Source organism: Ruegeria sp. S84 (assembly GCF_056583445.1).
The window spans coordinates 3,472,072-3,496,420 of record NZ_CM152618.1; the positions used below are offsets into that span (position 1 = coordinate 3,472,072).

A 24,349-nucleotide genomic window follows, 5' to 3' on the forward strand; every position below is an offset into this window, starting at 1 on the left:
ACCGGATGCAAGACTGGCTGACCATGACGGCATGTGATTTGGGCCGTGGTATCGGAATGGGGCAGATCGATCCGGTTGAACTGACAGAAACTTATCTAAGCGCGATTGACGCCCATCCACATCGCGATCGGATCTATGCCTGGGTGACCCACGATCGCGCCCGCGCCGAGGCCCTTGCGGCGCAAGAGCGGGCAAAGCTTGGCCTGCGTCGGTCTTTGTTGGATGGCGTCCCGATCAGCTGGAAAGACCTGTTTGACACGGCAGGCGTAGGGACCGAGGCCGGTTCGGCCCTGTTGGAAGGCCGCGTGCCCGAATCCGATGCGCAGGTGGTGCGGAACGCGACCGCGATGGGTACGGTCTGTCTGGGTAAAACGCATATGAGCGAATTGGCGTTCTCGGGTTTGGGTCTAAACCCTGTGACGGCTACGCCTCCATGCGTGAATGACGAAGACGCAGTGCCGGGCGGCTCATCTTCAGGTGCAGGAGCTTCGGTGGCTTGGGGGCTTGCTGCAGGCGGCGTTGGCTCGGACACGGGTGGATCGGTGCGGATTCCCTCGGCCTGGAACGATCTGGTGGGGCTGAAAACCACGGCGGGGCGCGTTAGCCTTGAGGGCGTCGTGCCGCTGTGTCTGAAATTCGATACCGTTGGGCCGCTGGCGCGATCAGTTGAGGACGCCGCACATATGCTTGCCGCGCTTGAGGGCACCGCCCCGGCTGATCTGCGCGGGGCGTCATTGAGCGGTCGCCGCTTTGCTGATTTACAGAACGTCGCCAAGGACGATCTGCGCGAAGCTCCAGCCAACGCCTATGATGAGGCGCTGGCGCGCCTGAAAGAGGCCGGGGCCGAGATCGTTCCGCTTGACGTGCCTGAGCTGAACGAAGCGATGAGCCTGTCGGGTGTGCTCTATACAACCGAAGCCTACGGCTTGTGGCGAGATGTGATCGAAGCGAACCCCGAGGCGATGTATCCCGAAATCCTTGAACGGTTCCGAATGGGCAAGGCCTATTCCGGCCCCGATTACGTGGCTGCTTGGTCGAAACTAACCGCTTGTCGACAGGCTTGGGATGCGGCCACTGCGGGCTTTGACGCCGTGCTTGCGCCGACGGCCCCGATCCTACCGCCCAATCTCGACCGGTTGATGAATGATCATGACTACTATGTTACCGAAAACCTCTTGGCTCTCCGCAACACCCGGATCGGCAATCTGATGGGGCTTGCGGCACTGACTTTGCCCACGGGAACACCCAGTTGCGGGCTGATGATGTTGGGCTATCCGGGGTCGGAAGAGGCCTTGTTACGGCTCGGGTCAGCAGCCGAAAGCGCTTTGACCTGAATGCCACAATCCCCTGATTCGGCACCTCTTTGTCTGGACGAAGCCCGGGTCGATCTGTAATCTGCCATAAAACGGGGCGCAAAATGACCCCGAAATTGAGGCAGTATCATGAATTTCCCCGAGCGGTTTTCGAACCTACCGGAATACGCATTTCCGCGTCTGCGCGCCCTGTTGGATCATCATCAGCCGGGTGGTGAAGTCGTTCACATGACCATTGGCGAGCCCAAGCATGATTTCCCATCTTGGGTGACTGACGTGATCATGGAAAACGCCGCCGGGTTTCAGGGCTATCCCCCGAACGAAGGCTCACCTGAATTGCGCGCAGCGATCACGGGTTGGATCAACCGCCGCTATGGTGTGTCGATGGATGCAGATGCCAGTGTGATGGCACTGAACGGTACGCGCGAGGGTCTTTATAACGCTGCAATGGCGCTCTGCCCCGAGCAGAAAAATGGGCAGCAACCGATCATTCTGTGCCCGAACCCCTTCTATCAGGTCTACATGGTTGCCTCGATTTCGGTCGGTGCGCAGCCATATTTCGTGCCGGCAACCGCTGCCACTGGCCATTTGCCAGACTATGCAGGCCTGCCCGAAGAGGTTCTGAACCGTACTGCTGTAGCCTATATCTGCTCGCCCGCGAACCCTCAGGGGGCGGTCGCCTCGCGCGATTACTGGGTCGAGCTGATTCAATTGGCTGAAAAGTACGATTTCCGCATCTTTGCCGATGAATGCTATTCCGAAATCTACCGCGACGCCGCGCCGGTTGGCGCGCTGACCGTTGCGCAGGAACTGGGTGCTGACCCCGAACGTGTCACGCTGTTCAACTCTCTGTCCAAGCGGTCGAACTTGGCCGGGCTGCGGTCGGGGCTGATCGCAGGTGGACCTGAAACAATCAGCCGTGTCAAACTGTTGCGCAGCTATGCGGGTGCGCCTTTGCCCGCCCCGCTGCAGGCCGCCGCCGCCAAGGTTTGGGCGGATGAAGCGCATGTGCAGGAAAACCGCGCGCTGTATCAGGAGAAATACGCCGTCGCGGATGAGGTTTTCGCAGGCGTACAAGGCTACATGCCGCCCGAGGCCGGGTTCTTCCTGTGGCTGCCGGTCGAAAACGGTGAAGAAACCGCATTGAAGCTTTGGCAGGAAACCGGTGTTCGGGTTCTGCCGGGCGCATATCTTTCTCAAGGTGATCCGGGGCAAAACCCGGGCGAGCAATTTATCCGGGTCGCGATGGTGGCCCCAAAAACAGAGATGAAGCGCGGGCTGATTACACTCCGCGACTGCATCTATTCGTGAGGTACGAGGGCAAAATGGCATCATATAACGCGCGAAACCGTGACCCGCTGCTGGACAGCAACACGCAAGCCGCCATTGAACGGCGTAGCAAAGAACTGATCGGGATCGCTTTGATCCTGTTGGGGTTGGCCGCTGCAGCGATGATCTGGTCCTATACGCCCGATGATCCAAACTGGATGGTTTCGACCGATGCGCCCGTGCAAAACTGGATGGGGCGCATTGGGGCCTCGATTGCCGCGCCGTTGTTTATGATCGTGGGTTGGGGCAGCTTGGGTGTCGCCTTGGTGCTGATCACTTGGGGCGTTCGATTTGCAGGTCATTTAGGTGAAGACCGTGCCATTGCCCGCCTGATTTTTGCGCCGATCTGGATCGCCGTTCTGGCTGTCTATGCAGCGACTCTGGTACCGGGTGCCGAATGGCGGGCGACGCACAGCTATGGCTTGGGCGGTCTATTCGGCGATACAGTGATGGGCGCGATTTTGACGTTGTTGCCGATCTCATCGCATTTCCTGGTCAAGCTGATGTCGCTGGCGATGGCGGTCGGTATGCTGGCTCTGGGTGTATTTGTGTTGGGTTTCGGCAAAGCGGACGTTCGCAATGGCTTCCGGGCGTTTCTGTTGGGACTGGTCATGGCCTATGATCTGTTGATGAACGCGCTGGGACGCGGGGCATCGGCGACAGCGCGGGCAGCACGGGACCGGAAGGCCCAATGGGCCGAGCGCAAGGCCGAACGTGCAGTTCCGGTTCAGGCGGATTTTGACGACGACCTGGCCTACGCTGATCCGGTCTTTGAAGACCCTGAGATTGAAGCGCAGGAACCTGTCGCCAAGACAGGCCTTCTGGCTCGGATGCCTTCCCTGATCCGTCGTCCTGACCCAATGCCCGAGCCTGAGTTGGTCGAAAACGTTGCGGTCGAAGGGTATTACGACATGCCGGGTGAGGATCGCATCCGGTCCAAGATTTCCGCCGCTGTACGCAATCGTAAAGTGGCCGCTGGTGTGCTAACGCCCGAACCCGATCCCAACTTGCCATTGACCAAAGGGCGGGGCAGGGGTCCGGACCCGTTGATTTTAAACTCTGGCGCGGCAGACGAGTTGCCGCCCGAACCCCCGATGACCTCTGCAGGTTTGCCACCCGAACCACCGCTGACAGCAGGATCTGATGTTGAGACGCTGGCGGCTGACTCCGAGGCTGATAATTGGATGCAGCAGGACTATGTTTCCGAACCGGACTATGATGATGAGGCCGTGTTTGATGATGCCTCCGAACCCGCGCTCCAACCGCGACAGGCTGTCAAGATTCCTGTCGCTGAGCCGCGTAAACCTGTAGTAGCTCAACCGGTCCGACGCACTCCTCCGCCTTCGCGCAGGGCGCAAGCCGAAGCACAGCCGACACTTTCTTTCGAGGAACGGCATTCCGATTTCGAACTGCCACCGCTGGGCCTTCTGTCCAACCCTGCAAGCATCCAACGCCATCACCTAAGCGATGAGGCGCTCGAGGAAAATGCGCGGATGCTGGAAAACGTGCTGGATGACTACGGCGTCAAGGGTGAGATCGTCAGCGTCCGCCCCGGTCCGGTTGTGACCATGTACGAATTGGAGCCTGCACCGGGTTTAAAAGCCAGCCGTGTGATCGGTTTGGCCGACGACATCGCGCGCTCAATGTCGGCTTTGTCCGCGCGGGTTTCAACTCTACCGGGGCGCTCGGTTATTGGCATTGAACTGCCCAATGAAAACCGTGAGATGGTGGTGCTGCGCGAAATCCTCGCCAGTCGCGATTTCGGCGATGGTAACCATGCGCTGCCCTTGGCGTTAGGCAAGGATATCGGCGGTGAGTCCGTAGTGGCGAACTTGGCAAAAATGCCTCACCTCTTGATCGCTGGTACGACCGGTTCCGGTAAGTCGGTGGCAATCAATACGATGATCCTGTCGCTGCTTTATAAGCTAACGCCGGATGAGTGCCGCCTGATCATGATCGACCCCAAGATGCTGGAACTGTCGGTCTATGACGGTATCCCGCACCTGCTCTCGCCTGTTGTGACCGACCCGAAAAAGGCGGTTGTGGCCCTGAAATGGGTCGTGGGCGAGATGGAGGATCGCTATCGCAAAATGTCCAAAATGGGCGTGCGCAATATCGCGGGCTACAATGGCCGCGTGAAGGATGCGCTGTCCAAGGGCGAGATGTTCAGCCGCACGGTCCAGACCGGCTTTGACGATGAAACTGGCGAGCCAATGTTCGAGACCGAAGAATTCGCGCCCGAAGCAATGCCTTATATCGTTGTGATCGTCGACGAAATGGCCGACCTGATGATGGTCGCGGGCAAGGAGATCGAGGCCTGCATTCAACGTCTGGCGCAGATGGCGCGGGCCTCGGGCATTCACCTGATCATGGCCACTCAGCGCCCCTCTGTTGACGTGATCACCGGGACGATCAAGGCGAACTTCCCAACGCGGATTTCGTTCCAGGTGACCTCGAAAGTCGACAGCCGCACCATTTTGGGCGAGATGGGTGCCGAGCAACTGCTTGGGCAGGGCGACATGCTGTATATGGCGGGCGGGGCGAAGATCACACGTTGCCACGGTCCGTTTGTCTCGGATGAAGAGGTCGAAGAAATCGTCAACCACCTGAAACAGTTCGGTCCGCCGGCCTACATGAGCGGCGTGGTCGATGGCCCGGCCGAGGAAAAGGCTGACAATATCGACGCTGTTCTGGGCCTGAACACGGGTGGCAACACGAACGGAGAAGACGCCCTTTATGATCAGGCAGTGGCGATTGTGATCAAAGATCGCAAATGCTCGACGTCCTACATTCAGCGAAAACTTGCCATTGGCTACAACAAAGCTGCGCGGCTTGTTGAGCAGATGGAGGACGAAGGCGTTGTTTCCGGAGCAAATCACGTTGGAAAACGCGAAATCCTCGTCCCCGAGCAGTAAGATATTTAATAACAAGGGTAGAACGCCTATCTGGGTCCTATGAAACAGATTGCTTTTGCCCTTGCTCTGACACTGGCTGCGCCCGTCGCGTGGGCGGCTGAAAAGCTGCCACTGTCGCAAATCTCTAACTACCTGAACCAGATGAAGACGGTTCAGACCACATTCACGCAGGTGAATGATGACGGATCGCTTAGCACCGGTAAGCTGTGGCTCGAGAGGCCCGGAAAAATGCGGTTCGAATATGATCCGCCCAACAGCGCGGTAGTTTTGGCGCGGTCGGGGACGGTGCAGATCTTTGACCCGAAATCCAATCAGCCGCCCGAACAGTACCCGCTGAAACGCACACCGCTGTCACTGGTGTTGGCGCGGAATGTCAATCTGGGGCAAGCCAATATGGTTGTTGGGCACGATTTTGACGGTACCGCTACGGTTGTGACGGCTCAGGACCCCAAGAATCCGGAAAGCGGGCGGATCGAGTTAATGTTCACATCCAATCCGGTCGAGCTGCGCAAATGGGTGATCCACGATAACGCTGGAAGTCAAACGACCGTACTGCTGGGGCCGTTGACTGAAGGCGGAAACCTCGATTCCAGCGTGTTTTCAAGCAAAACCCGTATCAGGTCAGACGATCGCTGACCTGACAGGGTTTGTTTAGTAACGGCAGTTCGCCAGCTGCGCCTGATACAGTTGCGCTCGGGCGTCTACATCATTCGCAACGTTCAACAGCCAAGATTTGCTGTTGTAGCTGCCGCGCGCGTAGCCGGTTTGCCCTTCGTGATAGGCCAGGTATTGGTTACGCGCGTCGGTGGGATGAATCCCGTTCCGCTCATAGCTTTTGTTCATGTACCAGCCAATGAAATCCGACGCATCACGGATGCGATCCCGCTTGGCGCGGCGTTTGCCGGTTTCGCGTTGATACTGCTCCCACGTGCCATCAAGTGCCTGACCATAGCCGTAAGCACTGCTTTGGCGACCCATCGGGATGACGCCCAGCACGTATTTGTGCGGTGTGCGCGCATCTGCGCGATAACGGCTTTCTTGGTAAATCGTGGCCATCTGAACGTGAACGGGGACACCCCATTTGCGCTCGGTGCTTTTGAAGGCCTTGATATAATCGGGTTTTTCGCGCGCAATGCTGCACGCGTCATTTAGTCTGCTCGGTGGCTGTTTGGACCCGCCACCACAGGATGCCAAAAGCAGCACCCCGAAGAGTACGAAAAGAATTCTGCTCATGTGCCTCGTGCCTTTTTTCTTTATTCTAGCGCAGATTGAGCTCTGAGGAAATCACAATCGTTACAGAATAATAGCGAGAATTATCGGTAATGCGGCGACCGACAATACTGTCGAGACCATGACCATGCCTGCAACCGCGTCGGAATCCACATCAAACCGCTCTGCCAGCAGGTATGAGGTGACGGCGACCGGCGCACACATTTGCAAAACCAGAACTCCGAAAGCTACAGGACCCAGTCCAAAACTGATGGCAAGAGCCCAGCCCAACCCGAAGCACACCGCGAGTTTCAGCAAGGACAACCATACAGCCTGTTGCAGATTCTGTGTTGTCAGGCGTGCAATTGCGACCCCAAGGGTGATCAGCATCATAGGCACCGCCATCTGGCCCAACAGTTCCAGCGTGTTGGTTAGAAACAGTGGCGTCTGCCATCCACGCCACAGAAACAATGCCCCCAGCAGCGTGGCCCAGACCATGGGCTCGCGCAGAACCCTGCCAAAGGCGCCGCGCCCCGCGACCAGATAGATACCGTAAGTGAAAGAAAACAGAGCGGTAACGGCCAAAAAGATCACCGCGAAACCCAACCCAGCCTGCCCAAAGGCAAAGATGCACAAAGGCAGGCCCAGATTCCCAGTGTTACCGAAGATAAGAGGTGACAGATAGGTCCGCTGCTCAAGCCCTGAGGCACGTACAAAGACCCAGAAAACCACCGCCAAAGCAACATGTGATGCAATCGCAGCGAGCGTGAAAACGGTCAATTCACCGCCAGGAATGTCGGTTTGCATCAAAGCTACGAAGATCAGGCTGGGCACTGCAAGCGTCACCGCAAACCTCGTGACAAATTGTAACCGATACTCGAACCCAAGCTTGACCCACGCAAACCCGATCCCGGCCAGAAGGAACACTGGGGCAACGATTTCGAACACTGTTAGGAGTAGGTTCACAGACTGTTTCCCCGAATTTCAGCTCATTGGTTGGCTTTTCTGCCCGAAAAGATGTACTAAATGCTTTGGGGGCCGAAACAATGCTAAAGACACAAGCCAAGTACCGCCTGGGACAGGTGGTTCGACACCGTAGACACCCTTTTCGAGGGGTTATTTTTGATGTCGATCCGGAATTCTCGAACTCGGAGGAATGGTATCAGGCCATTCCCGAAGATAGTCGCCCGCTGAAGGACCAGCCGTTCTATCATTTGCTGGCTGAGAATGATCAATCCTTCTATGTCGCTTATGTTTCAGAACAAAATCTGGTTGAGGATCAATCGGGTGAGCCGGTAGACCATCCCGATATCCCCAACATGTTCGGCCCGTTTCAGGATGGATCTTATCCGCTGCACTTTCAGTTGAACTGAATATGTCCGTCATAATGGCGTGTGTCAGTAGCCTAATGCGCAACCATCTTTACGGGGATCGCTAGCACCTTCCAGAACTCCGTTTGAACAGATTCGAATGGCTTGCGCACCACCCAGAGACGTTTCCGGTATTTGGACAGTGTGCCCCATATCGGATAATTGTTGCAGAACGGCATCGGAATAGCCTCGCTCAATTTTCAGAACACCCCCATCTGCAAATGCCCGAGGCGCATCGATGGCTTCCTGCAGCTCTATGTCGAAATCCGTGAGATTTGACACTAGCCGAGCGTGTCCGGTTGGTTGATAGGCACCTCCCATGACACCAAAGGGCATCGCGATGCGGCCTTGGGCGCGCAACATTCCCGGTATGATTGTGTGCATTGGTCGCTTTCCACCGGCAAGCTCATTTGGATGACCGGGTTCGAGATTGAAACCAGCACCCCGATTCTGCAGCAAAATGCCGAACTTTTCCGAAGCGATGCCCGACCCGAACCCGTGGTAGATCGAATAAATAAGTGAAACGGCCATGCGATCCCGGTCAACCACGGTGATATAGACGGTGTCTTTGTGAACAGATTCGGTCAAGGGAGCGGCGGCAGCCATGGCGCGTTTCGGATTGATCAGCGCGGCAAGTTGGGCGGCTGTCTCAGGTGCAAGAAAATGAGCCATCCGCGTGCTGTGGTCGGGATCGGCGATGAAACGATTGCGTGCGTCGTAGGCCAGTTTGCTAGCCTCGGCTTCGATATGTATGCGTTCAGCCCCCCAAGGGTCCATTGCGGCCAGATCGAAGTGCTTCAAGATATTCAGCAACAGGATTGCCGTCGCGCCCTGACCATTCGGTGGGTGCTCGACCAGTTCGACACCGCCATAATCTCCGCTGACGGGCACAGTTTCATCGCTTTGCACGGCCGCGAAATCCTGCGCAGTCTGTACTCCACCCAGATCGGACAGGGCCGCAAGCATGTCATCGGCAATCTCACCAGAATAAAATGCCTTTTGACCGTGTTGGGCCACGCGCCGAAGAACTTCTGCCTGACCGGGTGCGCGAAAAACCTGCCCGGTTTGCAGGGGTTTGCCGTCAATCAGGTAATGATCACGGGCCGCGCCTTGCAGGGTGGATGCGCTGTTCATCCAATCAAAGGCAACGCGAGGAGCCACCGGAACACCTGACTCGGCATAATGGATTGCGGGTTGCAGGATTGCTTCCAGGCCCAGCCGACCTTCGGTTTTTGCTAGACGGCAGAATGCCTCAACCGCTCCGGGAATTGTCACGGCATCCGGGCTGGTCTCGGGAACCGAATTTGAACCGCGATCCCGCAATGCCTGTGCATCCGCTGCTGCCGCGGCCCGACCCGAACCGTTTAGTGCGCGAACAGTCTGCTCGCCTGCGCGATTGTACAGAACAAAGCAATCTCCGCCCAAGCCGGTCATTTGCGGCTCGCAAATTCCCAGAAGCACCGCGCCTGCAATGGCTGCGTCCATGGCATTGCCGTCCTGCTGCAGAATATCCAGCGCGATTTTGGCGGCCAACGGATGGGACGTTGCGCACATCCCTTCGGTTGCCAAAACTTCAGAACGGCCTGTCTTGTGAAAATCGCGCATGGGTCTTTCCTTCTGCAAACACGCAGACACTAAGCCGCAGCTGGGAATTGTCCAATGCTATCAGAGGAAGGAGGTCCTCGGCGCCGCTCACTGGGTGGGGGCTGTGACGCTAGGCGCCGAGGGAAGCTATCTGAGCTACCCCTTACTTATGACCTTTGTTTGCGGCGCGACAATGGTTCGATCTAGGCCTTATTGTGGCCATTTGATGCCTGCTAGGGCATCTCGTCAAAGTCGAACCGCAAGCAGAGCAGATTCCCGCCGCTTTTGCGTTCATATTGTATGTCGCTGGCAAGTTGATGAATCAGGTGCCAGCCAAAGCCGCCCTCGGGCAGGTCCTGCAAAGCAGTGTCGACAGATGGTGGAGTGCCGCTCGGTATCCGCAATTCGGGCATCGGGTCGCCGGTATCGATGATCTGAATCACCAACTTCTTTGCACATAATGAGCAATCGATTTGAATGTCAGCGGCGGCCACCCCGGCATAGGCATGTTCGACCACGTTGTTGATCGCTTCGGTCAGCGCGATTCTTACGTCATCTGCTTTGCTTTCCGGCAATCCCTGCGCCGCCAGCCGTACGCTTAACGCCGCGATCCCTGCGCTGGCCTGCACTTGTGTCGCGGGAAAGCTCACCTCCTGGCAGTTTTGTTTGCAATTCGAGCACACGCGGTTCCACCTCTGCCGATCGTCAGTCTGCACCAGCGCCGATCGCCTCATCCAGCGATTTGAACAGTCTGAACACGGTGTCCATGCGGGTCAGGCGGAACACTTTTTCAACGATCGGGCGCAAGCCGGCCAGATCCAATCTGCGCCCTTTTTCCAATTGTTTCATCGAGGCGACAATGGCGCCCAGACCGCTGGAATCGATGAATTCAACAGAAGACAAATCCAACACCACCCGTTTGGCATGGGTTTGGGTTTCCGCGCGCATATCTTCCTTGAATTGAATCGCCATCGCGGCATCAATTCGATCACAATGAACGGATATTATCTGTGTCTCGCCAGTGATCTCGCTGCTGAGCCCCATGTTCGTCCGCCTTTGGCAATGCAAAATGATGGTAGAAATACGCTAGACGGTAATTCTTACCATTCGGTATCCATAGGCTGGAAAGTTCAAGGAGATTTCGGATGAACGAGGTTGTGATAGCAGGTGCCGCGCGTACACCAATGGGCGGCTTTCAGGGCATGTTTGACGGCGTCGCCGCTGCTGATCTGGGCGGTGCTGCTATCCGCGCAGCGCTGGAGGGTGCTGGCACTCGGACCGTGGATGAGGTGCTGATGGGCTGCGTCCTGCCTGCCGGCCAGGGACAGGCCCCGGCGCGTCAGGCTGGGTTTGCCGCCGGTCTGGGAGAAGATGTACCTGCCACAACGCTCAACAAAATGTGCGGTTCAGGCATGAAGGCCGCAATGATCGCGTTTGATCAGATCGCTTTGGGCCATACTCAGACCATGGTCGCTGGCGGGATGGAGAGCATGACCAACGCGCCCTATCTGCTGCCCAAGATGCGCGGTGGCGCCCGGATCGGACATGGGCAGGTCGTCGATCACATGTTTCTGGACGGGCTCGAAGACGCCTATGACAAAGGTCGGCTTATGGGCACGTTTGCCGAGGACTGTGCCGAATCCTATCAGTTCACGCGCGAGGCGCAGGACGAATACGCCCTGCGATCGCTTTCGAACGCGCTGTCCGCGCAGGAAAATAATGCGTTCGACCAGGAAATTACACAGGTCAAGCTTCAAACCCGTAAAGGCGAGGTTGTGCTGGAGGCGGATGAGCAACCAAAATCGGCGCGACCCGAGAAGATACCCACACTGAAACCAGCCTTTCGCAAGGACGGAACGGTTACGGCAGCCAATTCTTCTTCGATCTCGGATGGCGCAGCCGCCCTTGTGCTTGCCTCGGCAGAGGCGGCAGAACAGCAGGGCCTGACCGTGCGCGCACGAATTCTCGGCCACGCCAGTCACGCGCAGGCACCGGGGCTGTTCACAACTGCTCCGGTTCCGGCAGCGCAGAAATTGTTGGATCGTGTCGGTTGGAAAAAAGAAGATGTCGATCTGTGGGAGGTCAACGAAGCCTTCGCCGTTGTGCCCATGGCTTTCATGCACGAAATGGGCTTGTCGCGTGAGATCGTGAATGTGAATGGCGGCGCATGTGCGCTTGGCCATCCGATTGGCGCTTCTGGGGCGCGGATCATGGTCACGCTGCTGAATGCGTTAGAAAAGCGGAACCTCAAGCGCGGTGTCGCGGCAATCTGCATCGGCGGCGGAGAAGGGACGGCCATCGCAATAGAACGCGTTTGACGCTTTGTCTTTTTGCAAATACTCCGGGGAATTGGCGGCAGCGCCCGCAGTTCCTCGGATGCAAGGTCTACCAACATGAAAGCCGACTACGACACACTCGCCAAAACCATTGCCGCCTTGACCGAAGGTGAAACCGACGAGGTTGCGCTGATGGCCACGGTTGCATGCGAAGTGCATCACTCCGACGACCGTTTCGATTGGACAGGGTTCTACCGCGTAACTGAGCCCGAGGTGCTAAAGATCGGGCCTTATCAGGGGGGCATGGCTGCCTTGTAATCCCTTTTGAACGCGGTGTGTGTGGTGCGGCTGCCCGTACAGGGCAAGTGCAATTGGTTTCGGATGTAGATGCTTTCCCCGGCCATATCGCCTGTGCGTCATCCACTCGGTCCGAGTTGGTTCTACCAGTGCGGGATGCGAATGGTAACGTGATCGCTGTCTTTGATATCGACAGCGACCAGCCCGACGCGTTTACCAAAGATGATGCGACTGCACTTGGTGCTATTCTAACGGATGTATTTGCGCGTTAGAGGGTTCCGACCTATCGCAAAAATGCGCCAAGATCTCGGGACATAATCAGATAGCAAAGCCCGGCCTGAAACGCTGTGATCGTGTATAGCCAAGCCGAGAAACCGCGCTTGCGGGTCTTGTGCCCGAAGATCCAGCGCCCCAGTAGCGCGGCCAAGCTGCCACCTAGTGCCGCCAACCATAACAAGCGCCGCTCGGGGATGCGTCGCCTTCTACGGCGCGCGCGCAGCTTATCCCAGCCAAACGCCATCAAAGTCAGGGCATTAATGGCCCAAAGATAGATTACGGCAATCCACATGGACCGTGCATAGCCAACTAAATTTGCAGACCCAAGTGAAAAAATGCTTGGAAATTTCACCGATTCGAGGCACCGTGAAAAAGTAACAGAAAATTTCACGCAGACTCGGAGCGCAACTTGAATTCGCAAGCCCCTCATAGCGCATCCCTCGGAGCCGATCTGCGCGCACTGCGCAAGGCGCGTGGGCTGACTCTGACTGAGCTCGCCAACCGATTGGATCGGTCCGTTGGCTGGCTCAGCCAGGTCGAGCGTGACATGTCCGAGCCGTCGATTTCGGATCTACGCCAGATTGCCGAATGTCTGGGTGTGCCGATGTCGATGCTGTTTGCCCATTCCGCTGCGCCGGCGGATGAGCAAGGGTATATTGTGCGGGCAGGGTCCCGTCGCCCGATGGGCTCTGGTGAAGAAGGGTTGATCGAAGAACTGCTTTCGCCTGACCTGACCGATGATTTCGAGATGGTGCATTCGACCTTTGAGCCGCATTCGCAGATGCAGACCCCGGCAAACCGGCCGACGCAGGAAGTCGGCTATATGGTTTCAGGCCGTCTGGAACTGACGATCGGCTCGCGCAGCTTTCAGGTCGGCCCCGGCGATAGCTTCCGGATCAAGCACGAGCCCTACACTTGGTCCAACCCCTTTGATGAGCCCGCTGTGGCCATCTGGGTTATCGCCCCACCGGTGTACTGATGAGTTTCGAGGCCTGGACCATATTCGCCCTGTTCTGGGTGGTGTTCGTTACCACCCCGGGGCCTAATGCGGTCAATTGCATCTCAAATGGGATGAGCCTGCCGTTCTCCAAGGCTATGTTGGGTGTCTTGGCTATTTTGACTCAGGCGAGTGTGTTCCTGATCCTCTCGGCTGTGGGAATCACAGCGTTGATTGCCGCGTCGCCAACAGGTTTCTTTGTCGCCAAGCTGATCGGGGCCGGGTTTCTGATCTGGATGGGCATTCGCGGTTGGATGAACGCAGCGAAACCCGCTCCGGCGTCAGAGCGTCCGGCGCGACATGTTTACTTTCACGCGTTGGCTGTTGCCACGATCAACCCCAAAAGCGTCGCCGGATACCTTGCGGCGTTTTCGCAATTTGTGCAGCCGAATGTACCCATCTGGCAGCAGATGGCGGTGATCATGCCGACGGCACTGGTCATCACGACGCTCAGCTATACCGGGTTCACCTCGCTGGGGGCGCTGATGGGCAAGGCTGCGTTGGGGGCGGTGTTCAATATCTGGGTACGCCGCGTGATGGCGACCTGTTTCATCATTTATGGCGTTTTGCTGGGTGCCAGTTCGACGCCGACAGCGAGGGGGTAAGGATATGCATACCGGTTCCTGCCTGTGCGGCGCGGTCGCTTTTGTTGTTGACGGAGACCTCACGCCACCAAATGCCTGCCATTGCGGGCAGTGTCGCAAACAGTCGGGTCACCTGTGGGCCTCGACCGTTACGCAACAGGACAATCTCAGCTTTACCACCAGCGAAACGCTGGGCTGGTATCGCGCCTCTGACATTGCCAAGCGCGGATTTTGCCGCGCTTGTGGCTCGTTCCTCTTCTGGCAGCACAATGACGAGGACACGATCGCAATTTCCGTGGGCTCATTGGATGAGCCGACCGGGTTGAAACTCGCCCAGCACATCTTCGTTGCGGACAAGGGCGATTACTATGACATCAAAGACGACCTGCCCCAGCGGGCACACTAATAGGGAACCAAACACATGAGTGATTTTCCAACCAAGGCCCGTGTGGTCATCATCGGCGGCGGCGTTGTGGGCTGTTCATCGCTGTATCATCTGGCCAAGAAGGGCTGGACGGATTGTGTTCTGCTGGAAAAGAACGAACTGACCGCAGGCTCGACATGGCACGCGGCGGGTAACGTTCCGACGTTTTCGACCTCGTGGGCGATCATGAACATGCAGCGCTATTCGACCGAACTGTATTCGCGCCTCGCGGACGAGGTCGACTATCCGATGAACTACCACGTTTCCGGGTCAATTCGTCTGGCGCACAGCAAGGAGCGGATGCAGGAATTCGAACGGGCCATGTCTATGGGCCGCTATCAAGGCATCCCGATGGAGATGTGGACTCCGGAAGAGGCCAAGGAACGCTATCCTTTCCTGGAGACCCATGATCTTGAAGGCGTTCTGTATGACCCGACCGATGGTGACATTGACCCGGCGCAGCTGACTCAGGCTCTGGCCAAGGGAGCGCGGGATATGGGGCAAAAGATTATCCGATTCTGCCCGGCAACCGGTGTGACACAGCAGGACGACGGCACATGGACCGTGCATACCGAAAAGGGTGATATTGCCTGCGATTATGTGGTGAACGCCGCCGGTTACTATGCGCAGCGCGTAGGGGAATGGTTCAAACCCTTTGGCGGCCGAACCGTCCCGGCAATGGTCATGAGCCATCAGTATCTGTTGACCGACGAAGTTCCTGAAATCGAAGCGTGGTCGAAAGAAAACGGTGGCAAGAAGCTACCGCTGCTGCGCGATGTCGATATCTCGTACTATCTGCGGCAGGAGAAGAACGGCTTCAACCTTGGCCCTTATGAGCCCAATTGCAAGGGCCACTGGATGACCGAGGATGACCCGATGCCCGAGGATTTCAGCTTCCAACTGTGGAACGATGATCTGGACCGGATCGAGGATATCGTGACCGATGCGATGGAACGGGTTCCGCTGATGGCAACCTCGGGCGTTGGTCGCGTCATCAATGGCCCGATCCCCTATGCACCAGATGGTCTGCCGTTGATTGGCCCGATGCCGGGTGTGACAAACGCGTTCGAGGCTCATACCTTTACTTTCGGTATCGCCCAAGGTGGTGGTGCAGGCAAAGTTCTGGCCGAATGGATCGTCGATGGTCACACCGAATGGGATATGTGGGCCGTCGATCCGCGTCGTTACACCGACTACACCGATCAGGACTACTGCAATCAGAAAGGGATGGAAGTCTACGGCAACGAATACGCCATGCATTTCCCACATCACGAATGGCCTGCCGCACGCGACAAGAAGGTCTCGCCTGTGCACGCCAAGGTCAAGGAATTGGGCGGTGTCATGGGCGCGTACAACGGCTGGGAACGCGCAAACTGGTTTGCGCAAACCGGCGATGACACGTCACTGGAAGCCACCCATACCTGGGGACGTTCGGGCCCCTGGGAGCAACGGGTCAAAGAAGAATGCGAAGCCGTGCGCGATCACTGCGGGGTGCTGGATCTGCCGGGCTTCTCGCGGTTCTGGATACAAGGCGAGGGGGCGGATGACTGGCTGCGTGGCTTCTGTACCGGAGGTATCTCTAAAGCAGGGCGCATGAATCTGATCTATGTCTCGGATGAAAGAGGGCGCATTCTGACCGAGCTGTCCTGTATCCGTCTGGCTGAGAACAATTTCGTCCTAATCACCGCTGCCACGGCACAGTGGCACGATGGTGATTTGATCCGCAATTCGGTGCCCGAAGGTGTGACCGTTCGGGAAACCACAACCGAGCGCGACACACTGATCGTGACCGGACCGATGACGCGGAATGTATTGTCCGGCATCACCGATGCAGATTTGCAGCAAGGGTGGCTGACCCACCAATTCGCCAAAGTTGCCGGGCAGGATGCCTTCCTGATCCGTGTATCTTTCGCGGGTGAGTTGGGTTGGGAAATCCATGCTGAAAATGATGCGATGCCCGCCATCTACGAAGCTGTGCTGGCTGCCGGAGCGAAACCTTTTGGCATGTATGCGTTGAATTCGCTGCGGATCGAGAAAGGCTATCGCGCGTGGAAAGGCGATCTAAGCACGGATTACTCTCTGCTGGAAGGTGGCTTGGGGCGCTTTGTCAAGCTCGATAAACCGCAGGATTTTGTTGGCAAAGCAGCCATTCAGAACGAAAAACAGCAAGGCGTTAAAAAGTCCTTTGTCACTCTGATCGTGGACGCAGGTGAGGTCGATGCGCCTTACATGTCCTGCATCTGGAGCGGTGATGAGATCGTGGGTGAAACCACATCGGGTGCGTGGGGGTATCGCATTGGTGCCTCGGTCGCGCTGGGCATGGTGCGCGCAGATCTGGCTGTCCCGGGAACTGAGCTAGAGGTTGAAATCTACGGTCAGAAATGTCGTGCTGTTGTTCAGGAGGATCAGCCGCTCTGGGATCCTGCAAATGAACGGTTGAGGGCCTGACCCCTACGACAGAAAGGCGCTGATATGACCCGGCAGATGGAAGGCGTATATCTGACTGGCCATGGAGGTCCTGAGGTGTTGGAATGGCGGGAAGACGTCCCCGTTCCGACCCCCGATCCAGGGCAGGTTCTGGTGCGCGTCGCCGCTGCCGGGGTGAACAACACCGACATCAACACGCGGATCGGCTGGTACTCGCCGGATGTTACAGAAGCGACGGATGCGGTAGATCAGCAGGTTGAAGCCGGCGGGTGGGGAGGTGCGCTGCACTTCCCCCGCATCCAAGGCGGTGATCTGTGTGGGATTGTTGAAGAGGCTGGACCGGGGGCAGCGTTCAAGCCCGGCCAACGCGTGACCTGTCCTATCAACTTGCCGCGCCCGGGGCCGGGTAGACCGCATGGTTTTATCGCGCTTGGTTCAGAAATCGACGGAGCGTTTGCCCAATACTGTCTGGTCGACGCGGGTGATCTTTATGATGTGACCGCCTCGCCCCTATCAGACGTGGAAATCGCCGCTATTCCCTGCGCGTTTGGGACCGCAGAAAACCTGCTGACTCGCGCTGGTGTGTCGGCAGGCCACACAGTGCTGATTACAGGGGCTTCAGGCGGTGTGGGGCTCGCCGCGGTCCAACTCGCGGCGCTACGAAGAGCGACGGTCTGGGGGGTGACAAGCGCTGCCAAAACGGATGTGGTCAAAGCGCAGGGGGCGTCGGCAACCTTTGACCGGGATGCGCAACTGCCGAAGGATATGTTCGATGTCGTCATCGATGTGGTGGGCGGCTCGGCTTGGCCCGATCTCATACTGGCGCTGAAACCCGGAGGGCATTATGCGGTGTCAGGTGCAATCGCTGGCCCCATCGTAAGCGCCGATTTGCGAGACATCTATCTGCGCGACATCACAATCCATGGCTGCACCCATCAGCCTCCCGAAGTCTTTGGCCGACTTGTTGTGCTGATGAATGCAGGTCGGATCAGGCCTTTGGTCTCAAAACCTACCCGTTGCGTGACATTGTTCAGGCGCAAGAGGATTTTATGTCCAAGACCTTGCCCGGGAAACTGGTATTAATACCGTGAAAGGGGGGTAGATGGCTGACATTACGCTTTTAGATGGTTCGATCGGGCAGGAACTGGTGAAACGCAGCGGTGACCAGCCCACGCCTTTGTGGTCAACGCGGGTGATGATCGACAAACCTGACTTGCTGACCGAAGTTCACGCGGCCTATTTCCGCAGTGGCGCGACGATTGCCACCACGAATACCTATGCCATTCACCGCTCGCGGCTGGTGCGTGAGGGGATCGAAGACCAGATGCCACGTCTGATCGAGGCTGCTCTTTCGCGGGCCGAGCAGGCTCGCGCGGGAACTGACGGTCGTATCGCTGGTGCGCTTGGTCCGCTTTTGGCCAGCTACCGGCCCGATCTGAACCCCAACCCAGACGATGCGGCTGAAAAATTTGCCGAGCTGGCTCAACTGATGGCAGACCGGGTTGATCTGTTCCTGATCGAAACCGTGTCCTCGGTTCTGGAAGCCGAAGGTGCGCTTCGCGGTACCGAGAATTGCGGCAAACCCGTCTGGCTGGCATTGTCGGTTATGGATGATGACGGCACGCGATTGCGGTCAGGCGAAGCGCTGGAGGACATCGCCCCGCTTGTTGCGCGTTACGCCCCCGAGGCCGTTTTGATCAACTGCGCGCGCCCGGAAGCGATTCCGGCTGCACTTGAGATCATCGCAAAGCTGGGTCGCCCATTCGGCGCTTATGCCAATGGCTTTACTGGTATCAAAGACGGTTTTTTGAAGGAAGCCCCGACGGTTGACTCTCTGGAAAGCCGTCATGACCTAGACCCTGACGCCTATGCGCAGCATGCCATGGGCTGGGTGGCGCAGGGCGCGACGATCGTTGGCGGTTGCTGCGAAGTTGGGCCAGATCATATCGAAACCCTTGCCGACAGTTTACGCGCGGCCGGGCACACAATTGTATGAGTGTGCCTCATGTCGATCCGCAACAAACCTGAACGGCGAAAAGATCGGGATCAACAGCATTTCGATATTCTGGTTGCACCCGGTTTCGTGTTGCTTGAATTGGCCTCGTTGGTCGATGTGTTGCGCCTGGCCAACCGGGTATGCGCGCATCCTCCGTTCACATTCACATACCGGTCCCGAAAGGGGGGACCTGTTGAAAGCAGCAGTTGCGCGACGGTGTCGACCGAAACCATACCTGCGCAGCCCGATGCGGATTATCTGTTTGTGATCGGAAACTCGGATCCGGATCAGCCAGAGCTTTCTTTAGGTCGCGTCGTGCCCGACTATACGTACCGGGGAGCCCAGGTCTTTTTGCTGGCCGAAGCGGCAAGCAGGTACATCGACGAAAACGGCGCTGACCATATGGCAACCCATTGGGAAAACGCTTCTTTCTTGCGCGAACGTGGCGCGCGGTTTGAGGCCAAGCTTTCAATTGCGACCGAACAGGGTTCAGTGGTCACCTGCGCAGGAATGGAGGCAACGACGGATGTGGCACTGGCGGTGATTGGGCGGCACATTTCGGGTGCCGCCAAGATGACAGTTGCGGATATCATGCTGCACGAGAACATCCGCGATTTCTCATCCATGCAGCCGTTTTCGGGCGCTCGGAATACAGCCACAGGTGACGCAAAGCTGGATCAATGTATCAAGCTGATGCAGGCGAATATCGAAGAACCGTTACCGATCAATCAGATCGTTGACATGTTACACGTGTCGAACAGATCGCTTGAGCGCAAGTTCAAGGCAACTTTCGCAACCACTCCAAACGGATTCTACCGAGAAATGCGCTTGGCCAAAGCCAACAACTTGCTTTTGAACACAACGATGAGCGTGCGGGAAATCGGCTTGGTGTGCGGCTTTCCAAACGGATTCTCATCCGTTTACAAAAGCGTCTTTGGCGTCACTCCGTTTGTTCTGAGACGTCAAAAAAGACGTGCAGAATATAGGTGATTTTCGCGATTGAGATGACGTTTTTGACGCTTTTTTTGTCGATCCTTCATGGCATTTTGCAAAAAACCTGAGACAGCGGAGACATCAGGATGGTTGATCTTCCCACCAAGGCCCGTGTGGTCATCATCGGCGGCGGCGTCATCGGATGCTCGGTCGCGTATCACCTTACCAAGAAAGGGTGGACCGATGTTGTGCTGCTTGAGCGCAAGCAACTGACCAGCGGCACCACATGGCATGCTGCAGGTCTGATTGCGCAGCTGCGCGCGACCGCAAACATGACCAAGCTGGCTAAGTACAGTCAGGAACTATATGGCGCACTTGAGGAAGAAACTGGCGTTGCCACAGGGTTCAAGCGTTGCGGATCGATCACGGTGGCGCTGACTGAAGAGCGCAAGGAAGAGATCTATCGTCAGGCCGCCATGGCACGTGCTTTCGGGGTTGAGGTCGAAGAGATCGGCAATGATCGTGTGCAAGAGCTGTATCCCCATCTCAACCTCGAAGGGGTCAAGGGGGCGGTTTATTTGCCTTTGGACGGGCAGGGTGATCCAGCGAATATCGCTCTGGCTTTGGCTAAAGGTGCGCGTCAGCGCGGTGGCGTCGTCAAAGAACGTGTGAAAGTCACCGACATCGTCAAGCAGGGTCGTAAAGTCACCGGCGTGGACTGGATTGCGGACGATGGCAGTTCCTCGGGCCATATCGAATGCGACATGGTGGTGAACTGTGCGGGCATGTGGGGCCACGAGGTTGGTAAGATGGCAGGTGTGAACGTGCCGCTTCACGCCTGCGAACATTTCTATATCGTGACCGAAGGGATCGACGGGCTGACCCAACTGCCGGTGCTGCGCGTACCGGATGAATGTGCCTACTACAAAGAGGATGCCGGCAAAATCCTGCTGGGCGCGTTTGAGCCAAATGCAAAACCCTGGGCGATGAACGGCATCCCCGACAGTTTCGAATTCGACCAGTTGCCAGAGGATTTCGATCACTTTGAACCAATACTCGAAGCGGCCTGCAATCGGATGCCGATGTTGGCCGAGGCGGGGATTCACACCTTCTTTAACGGCCCCGAATCCTTTACGCCGGATGATGCCTATCACTTGGGACTCGCCCCCGAGATGGATAACGTTTGGGTCGCTGCGGGGTTCAACTCGATCGGTATTCAGTCGGCGGGTGGTGCTGGTATGGCACTGGCCGAGTGGATGGACTCGGGCGAGAAACCGTTCGATCTGGGCGATGTTGACATCAGTCGCATGCAGCCGTTTCAGGGCAACAAGCAGTACCTCTTTGAGCGTTCGAAAGAGACGCTCGGCCTGCTTTATGCCGACCACTATCCCTATCGCCAAAAGACCACCGCGCGCGGTGTGCGCCGGACACCGTTTCACCATCACCTGATCGAACAGGGTGCCGTGATGGGCGAATTGGCTGGGTGGGAGCGCGCCAATTGGTTTGCCAACGAAGGGCAGGAACGGGAGTATCAATACAGCTGGAATCGGCAGAACTGGTTCGAGAATTCGGCTGCCGAACACCGTGCCGTGCGCGAAAATGTAGGCATGTATGACATGTCGTCCTTCGGCAAAATCCGCGTCGAAGGGCCGGATGCCGAGAAATTCATGAATTATATCGGCGGCGGCGATTATTCAGTGCCCAATGGCAAGATCGTCTACACCCAATTTCTGAACCGTAGCGGTGGGATCGAAGCAGATGTCACGGTCACACGGTTGACTGAGACCGCCTACCTGGTCGTCACCCCCGCGGCGACCCGATTGGCGGATCAGACATGGATGATGCGTCATGCAGGCGGCTTCAGTGTTGTTATCACCGATGTCACCGCTGGCGAGGGCGTTTTGGCCGTCATGGGGCCGAATGCGCGTGCATTGCTTGAAAAGGTTTCGCCCGCTGATTTCTCGAACAGGACTAACCCCTTTGGCACAGCACAACAGATTGAGATCGGTATGGGTCTCGCTCGCGCCCACAGGGTGACCTATGTGGGTGAGCTAGGGTGGGAGATCTATGTGTCGTCCGACATGGCAGGTCATGTTTTTGAGGCGCTGCACGAAGCCGGACAAGATATGGGCCTGAAACTCTGCGGCATGCACATGATGGACAGTTGCCGGATCGAGAAGGGTTTTCGCCATTTCGGTCATGACATCACCTGCGAGGATCACGTGGTCGACGCGGGATTGGGATTTGCCGTCAAAGTGGACAAAGGCAGCGATTTCATCGGTCGCGAGGCGGTGATGGCCCGAAAGGAAAGCGGGCCCAAGAACCGGCTTGTCCAGTTTAGACTGACTGATCCCGAACCACTGTTGTTCCACAACGAACCAATCGTGCGCGATGGTGAATATGTAGGTTACCTTAGCTCGGGCAATTATGGTCACACGCTGGGTGGTGCCATTGGTCTGGGCTATGTGCCATGCGAGGGCGAAAAGCCTGCAGATGTGCTTGCCTCGACCTATGAGATCGATGTCTGTGGTGTGAAAGTCCAGGCAGAGGCGTCGTTGAAACCGATGTACGATGCGAAATCCGAGCGGGTCAAAGTCTAGAAAACATCGACAGGGGTAGGCTCTGCCCCACCGTCCGTAACGGGCGACGCGCGCGAGAGTATTTTTGGCCAGATCAACAAGGGATCACCTGCTCATCTGGCCAACAATATCCATGAGCGTGAGACAGCGCTTCGCATGTAGGTTGGCTGCAGAACGCGCGACCTATCAGAAACTTTGATGCCCTGCTTCACAGTTTTGATAGTTCCCAAGCCCATCTGATTTGCCGTAGAGAAACACGGTATCAGTCGGAGACTCTCTGTGGCAGACACCCGCGTACCACCAAACAATACCGATACGCCTAAAGGGCTGGCGTTGGCTGTGATGGCCTATGTGCTTTGGGGCTTCCTGCCGCTTTACATGAAAGCAATGGAACATATCGGCCCGATCGAGGTAGTCGCGCATCGGGTGATCTGGTCGGTGCCAGTGGCCGGGCTGCTGCTGATAGCGCTCGGGCGGACCGGCGATCTGAAAACTGCACTTCGCAATCCCAAAATGTTGGGTATGGCGGCAATTACAGCGGCGCTGATCTCAGTCAACTGGGCGATTTATGTCTGGGCGATTTCATCGGGGCATGCGCTGGACGCGGCTTTGGGCTATTATATCAACCCTTTGTTCAGCATTGCGTTGGGTGCGATATTGCTGCGCGAACCTCTGAACCGAACACAGTTGGTTGCGGTCGGGTTGGCCGCTTTGGGGGTGTTGGTACTGGTGTTTCAGGCGGGAAGCTTACCCTGGGCGGCTTTGGGCTTAATGTTCAGCTGGGGGTTTTATGCGTTCTTCAAGCGCTCACTCCCAATTGGGCCCAACCAAGGGTTTTTGTTGGAAGTCCTGATTCTACTGATACCCGCCCTGGCCTACGTCACCTGGCTTGGAACAAGTGGTGCCGGGCATTTTGGAGCAGCCGTGTCAGACACTGCGCTGCTTGCAGGCGCGGGGCTGGTGACTGCAATTCCGTTGCTGCTTTATGCCAATGGGGCCAAACTGGTGCGTCTGTCGACGATGGGTATCCTGCAGTACATCGCGCCCACGATGATTTTTATCACCGCGATCACGTTGTTCGGAGAGCGTATTGATCAGGCAAGATTGATCGCGTTCCCTCTGATCTGGGCCGGGTTGATTGTATATTCGATCCCGATGATCCGGCAAATACGGTCTCAGGCCTAGCGAATGAGCTGGGCAAGCTGCTCCGCCCAGATTGCATAGGCCTTGGGACTTGGATGGTATCCGTCCGGCGCGGCGAGCGCCGGGTCATCGGGCAGGTTCAGCGCCAGATGTGAAACTTGCGGATATGCTGCAGCCACCGTCTGCAAGCCGTGATCCAGCCTTGCAGCCTGTTGCCCCAAAAACCAGGCGAGCGGCTGAGGCAGAGCGGGAAAACGCGCCATCTGAGGAACCGCAGACACGATCACCCGCCTGGCTTTCATCGGCCCGGTCAGAAGATCCAATAGCCGGGTTTGTCGGTCCTCAAAGCTTTGTCTGCTTACCGCTCGGGTCACGTCGTTCACACCCAGCGCCGTTACGGCCACATCAAACTGTTCGGAAAGCCCTTGCAGCTGCTCAATAGTGTTTTGAGTGGTATGCCCGGTGGTCGCTTCAAGCCGCCATTCCACGGTATAACGCTTTGCCAATTGGCCGACCAGTTGCCCGGATAGCGCCTGGCCTAGGGTGCCCGCCCCAACGCCAGCGGCCGAGCTGTCCCCGGTGATCAACAAGCGCAGTCTGGGCCCGCGCCCTGCACACCCTTGGCGGGGACCAGTCGGTTCTGGCAGAAATTGCGCATTGCGTCTTACCGCGAACCCCTGAATTGCCAGAATAGGCA

The 24,349-nt window shown here is 57.2% G+C and carries 21 protein-coding genes and 2 pseudogenes; 16 read left to right on the top strand and 7 right to left on the bottom strand.

From position 1 onward, the window contains the following. The first annotated feature begins 5 nt into the window (after nucleotides 1-5). The 4 genes from AC1DFB_RS17385 (at nucleotide 6) to AC1DFB_RS17400 (ending at nucleotide 6,193) form a co-directional block, all read left to right on the top strand. Nucleotides 6-1,334, top strand: a complete 1,329-nt coding sequence (locus AC1DFB_RS17385; protein ID WP_480921758.1) for an amidase — start codon at nucleotides 6-8, stop codon at nucleotides 1,332-1,334. Between the two features lie 108 nt (nucleotides 1,335-1,442). Beyond that, a complete protein-coding gene (locus tag AC1DFB_RS17390) occupies nucleotides 1,443-2,624 on the top strand; it encodes an aminotransferase class I/II-fold pyridoxal phosphate-dependent enzyme (RefSeq protein WP_170801489.1) in 1,182 nt (393 codons plus the stop codon). 14 nt (nucleotides 2,625-2,638) lie between these two features. Then, nucleotides 2,639-5,557 carry a DNA translocase FtsK gene (locus tag AC1DFB_RS17395; protein ID WP_170508888.1) on the top strand — a complete coding sequence of 973 codons (2,919 nt, stop codon included), beginning with the start codon at nucleotides 2,639-2,641 and terminating at the stop codon, nucleotides 5,555-5,557. Between the two features lie 39 nt (nucleotides 5,558-5,596). Further along, nucleotides 5,597-6,193, top strand: a complete 597-nt coding sequence (locus AC1DFB_RS17400; RefSeq protein ID WP_480921759.1) for a LolA family protein — start codon at nucleotides 5,597-5,599, stop codon at nucleotides 6,191-6,193. A gap of 15 nt (nucleotides 6,194-6,208) precedes the next feature. Here AC1DFB_RS17400 and AC1DFB_RS17405 read toward each other — a convergent pair whose 3' ends face one another. After that, complete coding sequence (locus AC1DFB_RS17405; RefSeq protein ID WP_170425842.1) at nucleotides 6,209-6,790, bottom strand: transglycosylase SLT domain-containing protein; 582 nt, start codon at nucleotides 6,788-6,790, stop codon at nucleotides 6,209-6,211. A 60-nt stretch (nucleotides 6,791-6,850) separates the two neighbouring features. Beyond that, the gene (locus AC1DFB_RS17410) at nucleotides 6,851-7,732 is read right to left on the bottom strand and encodes an AEC family transporter (RefSeq protein ID WP_480921760.1); all 882 of its coding nucleotides are present in this window, start codon (nucleotides 7,730-7,732) and stop codon (nucleotides 6,851-6,853) included. Between the two features lie 80 nt (nucleotides 7,733-7,812). On the opposite strand from AC1DFB_RS17410, the gene hspQ reads away from it, so the two are divergent. After that, nucleotides 7,813-8,139 (top strand): heat shock protein HspQ, encoded by a 327-nt coding sequence (hspQ, locus tag AC1DFB_RS17415; protein WP_170398818.1) that lies wholly within the window; start codon nucleotides 7,813-7,815, stop codon nucleotides 8,137-8,139. Nucleotides 8,140-8,163: 24 nt separating this feature from the next. On the opposite strand, the gene ggt is transcribed toward hspQ, so the two are convergent. The 3 genes from ggt to AC1DFB_RS17430 all read right to left on the bottom strand — a co-directional run bounded on the left by ggt (nucleotide 8,164) and on the right by AC1DFB_RS17430 (nucleotide 10,764). After that, nucleotides 8,164-9,741, bottom strand: a complete 1,578-nt coding sequence (gene ggt, locus AC1DFB_RS17420; RefSeq protein WP_170508883.1) for a gamma-glutamyltransferase — start codon at nucleotides 9,739-9,741, stop codon at nucleotides 8,164-8,166. Nucleotides 9,742-9,953: 212 nt separating this feature from the next. Next, on the bottom strand, nucleotides 9,954-10,370 hold the full coding sequence (locus AC1DFB_RS17425; RefSeq protein WP_480762989.1) for an ATP-binding protein: 417 nt from the start codon (nucleotides 10,368-10,370) through the stop codon (nucleotides 9,954-9,956). Between the two features lie 55 nt (nucleotides 10,371-10,425). After that, nucleotides 10,426-10,764 carry an STAS domain-containing protein gene (locus tag AC1DFB_RS17430; RefSeq protein ID WP_170398809.1) on the bottom strand — a complete coding sequence of 113 codons (339 nt, stop codon included), beginning with the start codon at nucleotides 10,762-10,764 and terminating at the stop codon, nucleotides 10,426-10,428. A gap of 101 nt (nucleotides 10,765-10,865) precedes the next feature. Between AC1DFB_RS17430 and AC1DFB_RS17435 the strand changes: the two genes are divergently transcribed. Together AC1DFB_RS17435 and AC1DFB_RS17440 are read left to right on the top strand one after the other, a co-directional pair. Next, nucleotides 10,866-12,038: an acetyl-CoA C-acyltransferase gene (locus AC1DFB_RS17435; RefSeq protein ID WP_170406658.1), complete on the top strand. Its 1,173-nt coding sequence runs from the start codon at nucleotides 10,866-10,868 to the stop codon at nucleotides 12,036-12,038. 75 nt (nucleotides 12,039-12,113) lie between these two features. After that, a pseudogene (locus AC1DFB_RS17440) lies at nucleotides 12,114-12,565 on the top strand (GAF domain-containing protein). Between the two features lie 11 nt (nucleotides 12,566-12,576). On the opposite strand, the gene AC1DFB_RS17445 reads toward AC1DFB_RS17440, so the two are convergent. Further along, nucleotides 12,577-12,861, bottom strand: coding sequence for a DUF1294 domain-containing protein (locus tag AC1DFB_RS17445; RefSeq protein WP_170406651.1), 285 nt, complete (start codon nucleotides 12,859-12,861; stop codon nucleotides 12,577-12,579). Nucleotides 12,862-12,978: 117 nt separating this feature from the next. Between AC1DFB_RS17445 and AC1DFB_RS17450 the strand changes: the two genes are divergently transcribed. The 9 genes and pseudogenes from AC1DFB_RS17450 to rarD all read left to right on the top strand — a co-directional run bounded on the left by AC1DFB_RS17450 (nucleotide 12,979) and on the right by rarD (nucleotide 23,694). Beyond that, complete coding sequence (locus AC1DFB_RS17450; protein WP_170398796.1) at nucleotides 12,979-13,548, top strand: XRE family transcriptional regulator; 570 nt, start codon at nucleotides 12,979-12,981, stop codon at nucleotides 13,546-13,548. Further along, nucleotides 13,548-14,171, top strand: a complete 624-nt coding sequence (locus tag AC1DFB_RS17455; RefSeq protein WP_170406646.1) for a LysE family transporter — start codon at nucleotides 13,548-13,550, stop codon at nucleotides 14,169-14,171. Before AC1DFB_RS17450 ends, AC1DFB_RS17455 begins: the two co-directional genes overlap by 1 nt. Nucleotides 14,172-14,175: 4 nt before the next feature. Continuing rightward, on the top strand, nucleotides 14,176-14,556 hold the full coding sequence (locus AC1DFB_RS17460; protein WP_170406643.1) for a GFA family protein: 381 nt from the start codon (nucleotides 14,176-14,178) through the stop codon (nucleotides 14,554-14,556). A gap of 15 nt (nucleotides 14,557-14,571) precedes the next feature. After that, nucleotides 14,572-17,022: a GcvT family protein gene (locus tag AC1DFB_RS17465; RefSeq protein ID WP_480921761.1), complete on the top strand. Its 2,451-nt coding sequence runs from the start codon at nucleotides 14,572-14,574 to the stop codon at nucleotides 17,020-17,022. Nucleotides 17,023-17,046: 24 nt separating this feature from the next. After that, nucleotides 17,047-18,092: pseudogene (locus tag AC1DFB_RS17470) on the top strand (alcohol dehydrogenase family protein). Between the two features lie 11 nt (nucleotides 18,093-18,103). Beyond that, nucleotides 18,104-18,997 carry a homocysteine S-methyltransferase family protein gene (locus AC1DFB_RS17475; protein WP_480921762.1) on the top strand — a complete coding sequence of 298 codons (894 nt, stop codon included), beginning with the start codon at nucleotides 18,104-18,106 and terminating at the stop codon, nucleotides 18,995-18,997. A 9-nt stretch (nucleotides 18,998-19,006) separates the two neighbouring features. Further along, nucleotides 19,007-19,987, top strand: coding sequence for a GlxA family transcriptional regulator (locus AC1DFB_RS17480; protein WP_170406633.1), 981 nt, complete (start codon nucleotides 19,007-19,009; stop codon nucleotides 19,985-19,987). An 89-nt stretch (nucleotides 19,988-20,076) separates the two neighbouring features. Next, nucleotides 20,077-22,530 carry a GcvT family protein gene (locus tag AC1DFB_RS17485; RefSeq protein WP_480887384.1) on the top strand — a complete coding sequence of 818 codons (2,454 nt, stop codon included), beginning with the start codon at nucleotides 20,077-20,079 and terminating at the stop codon, nucleotides 22,528-22,530. A 321-nt stretch (nucleotides 22,531-22,851) separates the two neighbouring features. Beyond that, complete coding sequence (gene rarD, locus AC1DFB_RS17490) at nucleotides 22,852-23,694, top strand: EamA family transporter RarD (RefSeq protein ID WP_480922628.1); 843 nt, start codon at nucleotides 22,852-22,854, stop codon at nucleotides 23,692-23,694. Here the strand turns inward: rarD and AC1DFB_RS17495 are convergent. Further along, nucleotides 23,691-24,242 carry an SGNH/GDSL hydrolase family protein gene (locus tag AC1DFB_RS17495; RefSeq protein WP_480921763.1) on the bottom strand — a complete coding sequence of 184 codons (552 nt, stop codon included), beginning with the start codon at nucleotides 24,240-24,242 and terminating at the stop codon, nucleotides 23,691-23,693. The two genes, rarD and AC1DFB_RS17495, sit on opposite strands and share 4 nt — an antisense overlap. Between the last annotated feature and the right edge of the window lie 107 nt (nucleotides 24,243-24,349).

What these genes read in the sequence shown, in the direction of transcription:
- AC1DFB_RS17460 (WP_170406643.1), top strand. Translation starts at nt 14,176, where the DNA reads ATGCATACCGGTTCCTGCCTGTGCGGCGCGGTCGCTTTTGTTGTTGAC.
- AC1DFB_RS17390 (WP_170801489.1), top strand. Translation starts at nt 1,443, where the DNA reads ATGAATTTCCCCGAGCGGTTTTCGAACCTACCGGAATACGCATTTCCG.
- AC1DFB_RS17400 (WP_480921759.1), top strand. Translation starts at nt 5,597, where the DNA reads ATGAAACAGATTGCTTTTGCCCTTGCTCTGACACTGGCTGCGCCCGTC.
- AC1DFB_RS17430 (WP_170398809.1), bottom strand. Translation starts at nt 10,764, where the DNA reads ATGGGGCTCAGCAGCGAGATCACTGGCGAGACACAGATAATATCCGTT.
- AC1DFB_RS17395 (WP_170508888.1), top strand. Translation starts at nt 2,639, where the DNA reads ATGGCATCATATAACGCGCGAAACCGTGACCCGCTGCTGGACAGCAAC.
- hspQ (WP_170398818.1), top strand. Translation starts at nt 7,813, where the DNA reads ATGCTAAAGACACAAGCCAAGTACCGCCTGGGACAGGTGGTTCGACAC.
- AC1DFB_RS17445 (WP_170406651.1), bottom strand. Translation starts at nt 12,861, where the DNA reads ATGTGGATTGCCGTAATCTATCTTTGGGCCATTAATGCCCTGACTTTG.
- AC1DFB_RS17465 (WP_480921761.1), top strand. Translation starts at nt 14,572, where the DNA reads ATGAGTGATTTTCCAACCAAGGCCCGTGTGGTCATCATCGGCGGCGGC.
- ggt (WP_170508883.1), bottom strand. Translation starts at nt 9,741, where the DNA reads ATGCGCGATTTTCACAAGACAGGCCGTTCTGAAGTTTTGGCAACCGAA.
- AC1DFB_RS17405 (WP_170425842.1), bottom strand. Translation starts at nt 6,790, where the DNA reads ATGAGCAGAATTCTTTTCGTACTCTTCGGGGTGCTGCTTTTGGCATCC.
- AC1DFB_RS17480 (WP_170406633.1), top strand. Translation starts at nt 19,007, where the DNA reads ATGTCGATCCGCAACAAACCTGAACGGCGAAAAGATCGGGATCAACAG.
- AC1DFB_RS17435 (WP_170406658.1), top strand. Translation starts at nt 10,866, where the DNA reads ATGAACGAGGTTGTGATAGCAGGTGCCGCGCGTACACCAATGGGCGGC.
- AC1DFB_RS17455 (WP_170406646.1), top strand. Translation starts at nt 13,548, where the DNA reads ATGAGTTTCGAGGCCTGGACCATATTCGCCCTGTTCTGGGTGGTGTTC.
- AC1DFB_RS17485 (WP_480887384.1), top strand. Translation starts at nt 20,077, where the DNA reads ATGGTTGATCTTCCCACCAAGGCCCGTGTGGTCATCATCGGCGGCGGC.
- AC1DFB_RS17475 (WP_480921762.1), top strand. Translation starts at nt 18,104, where the DNA reads ATGGCTGACATTACGCTTTTAGATGGTTCGATCGGGCAGGAACTGGTG.
- AC1DFB_RS17385 (WP_480921758.1), top strand. Translation starts at nt 6, where the DNA reads ATGCAAGACTGGCTGACCATGACGGCATGTGATTTGGGCCGTGGTATC.
- rarD (WP_480922628.1), top strand. Translation starts at nt 22,852, where the DNA reads ATGGCCTATGTGCTTTGGGGCTTCCTGCCGCTTTACATGAAAGCAATG.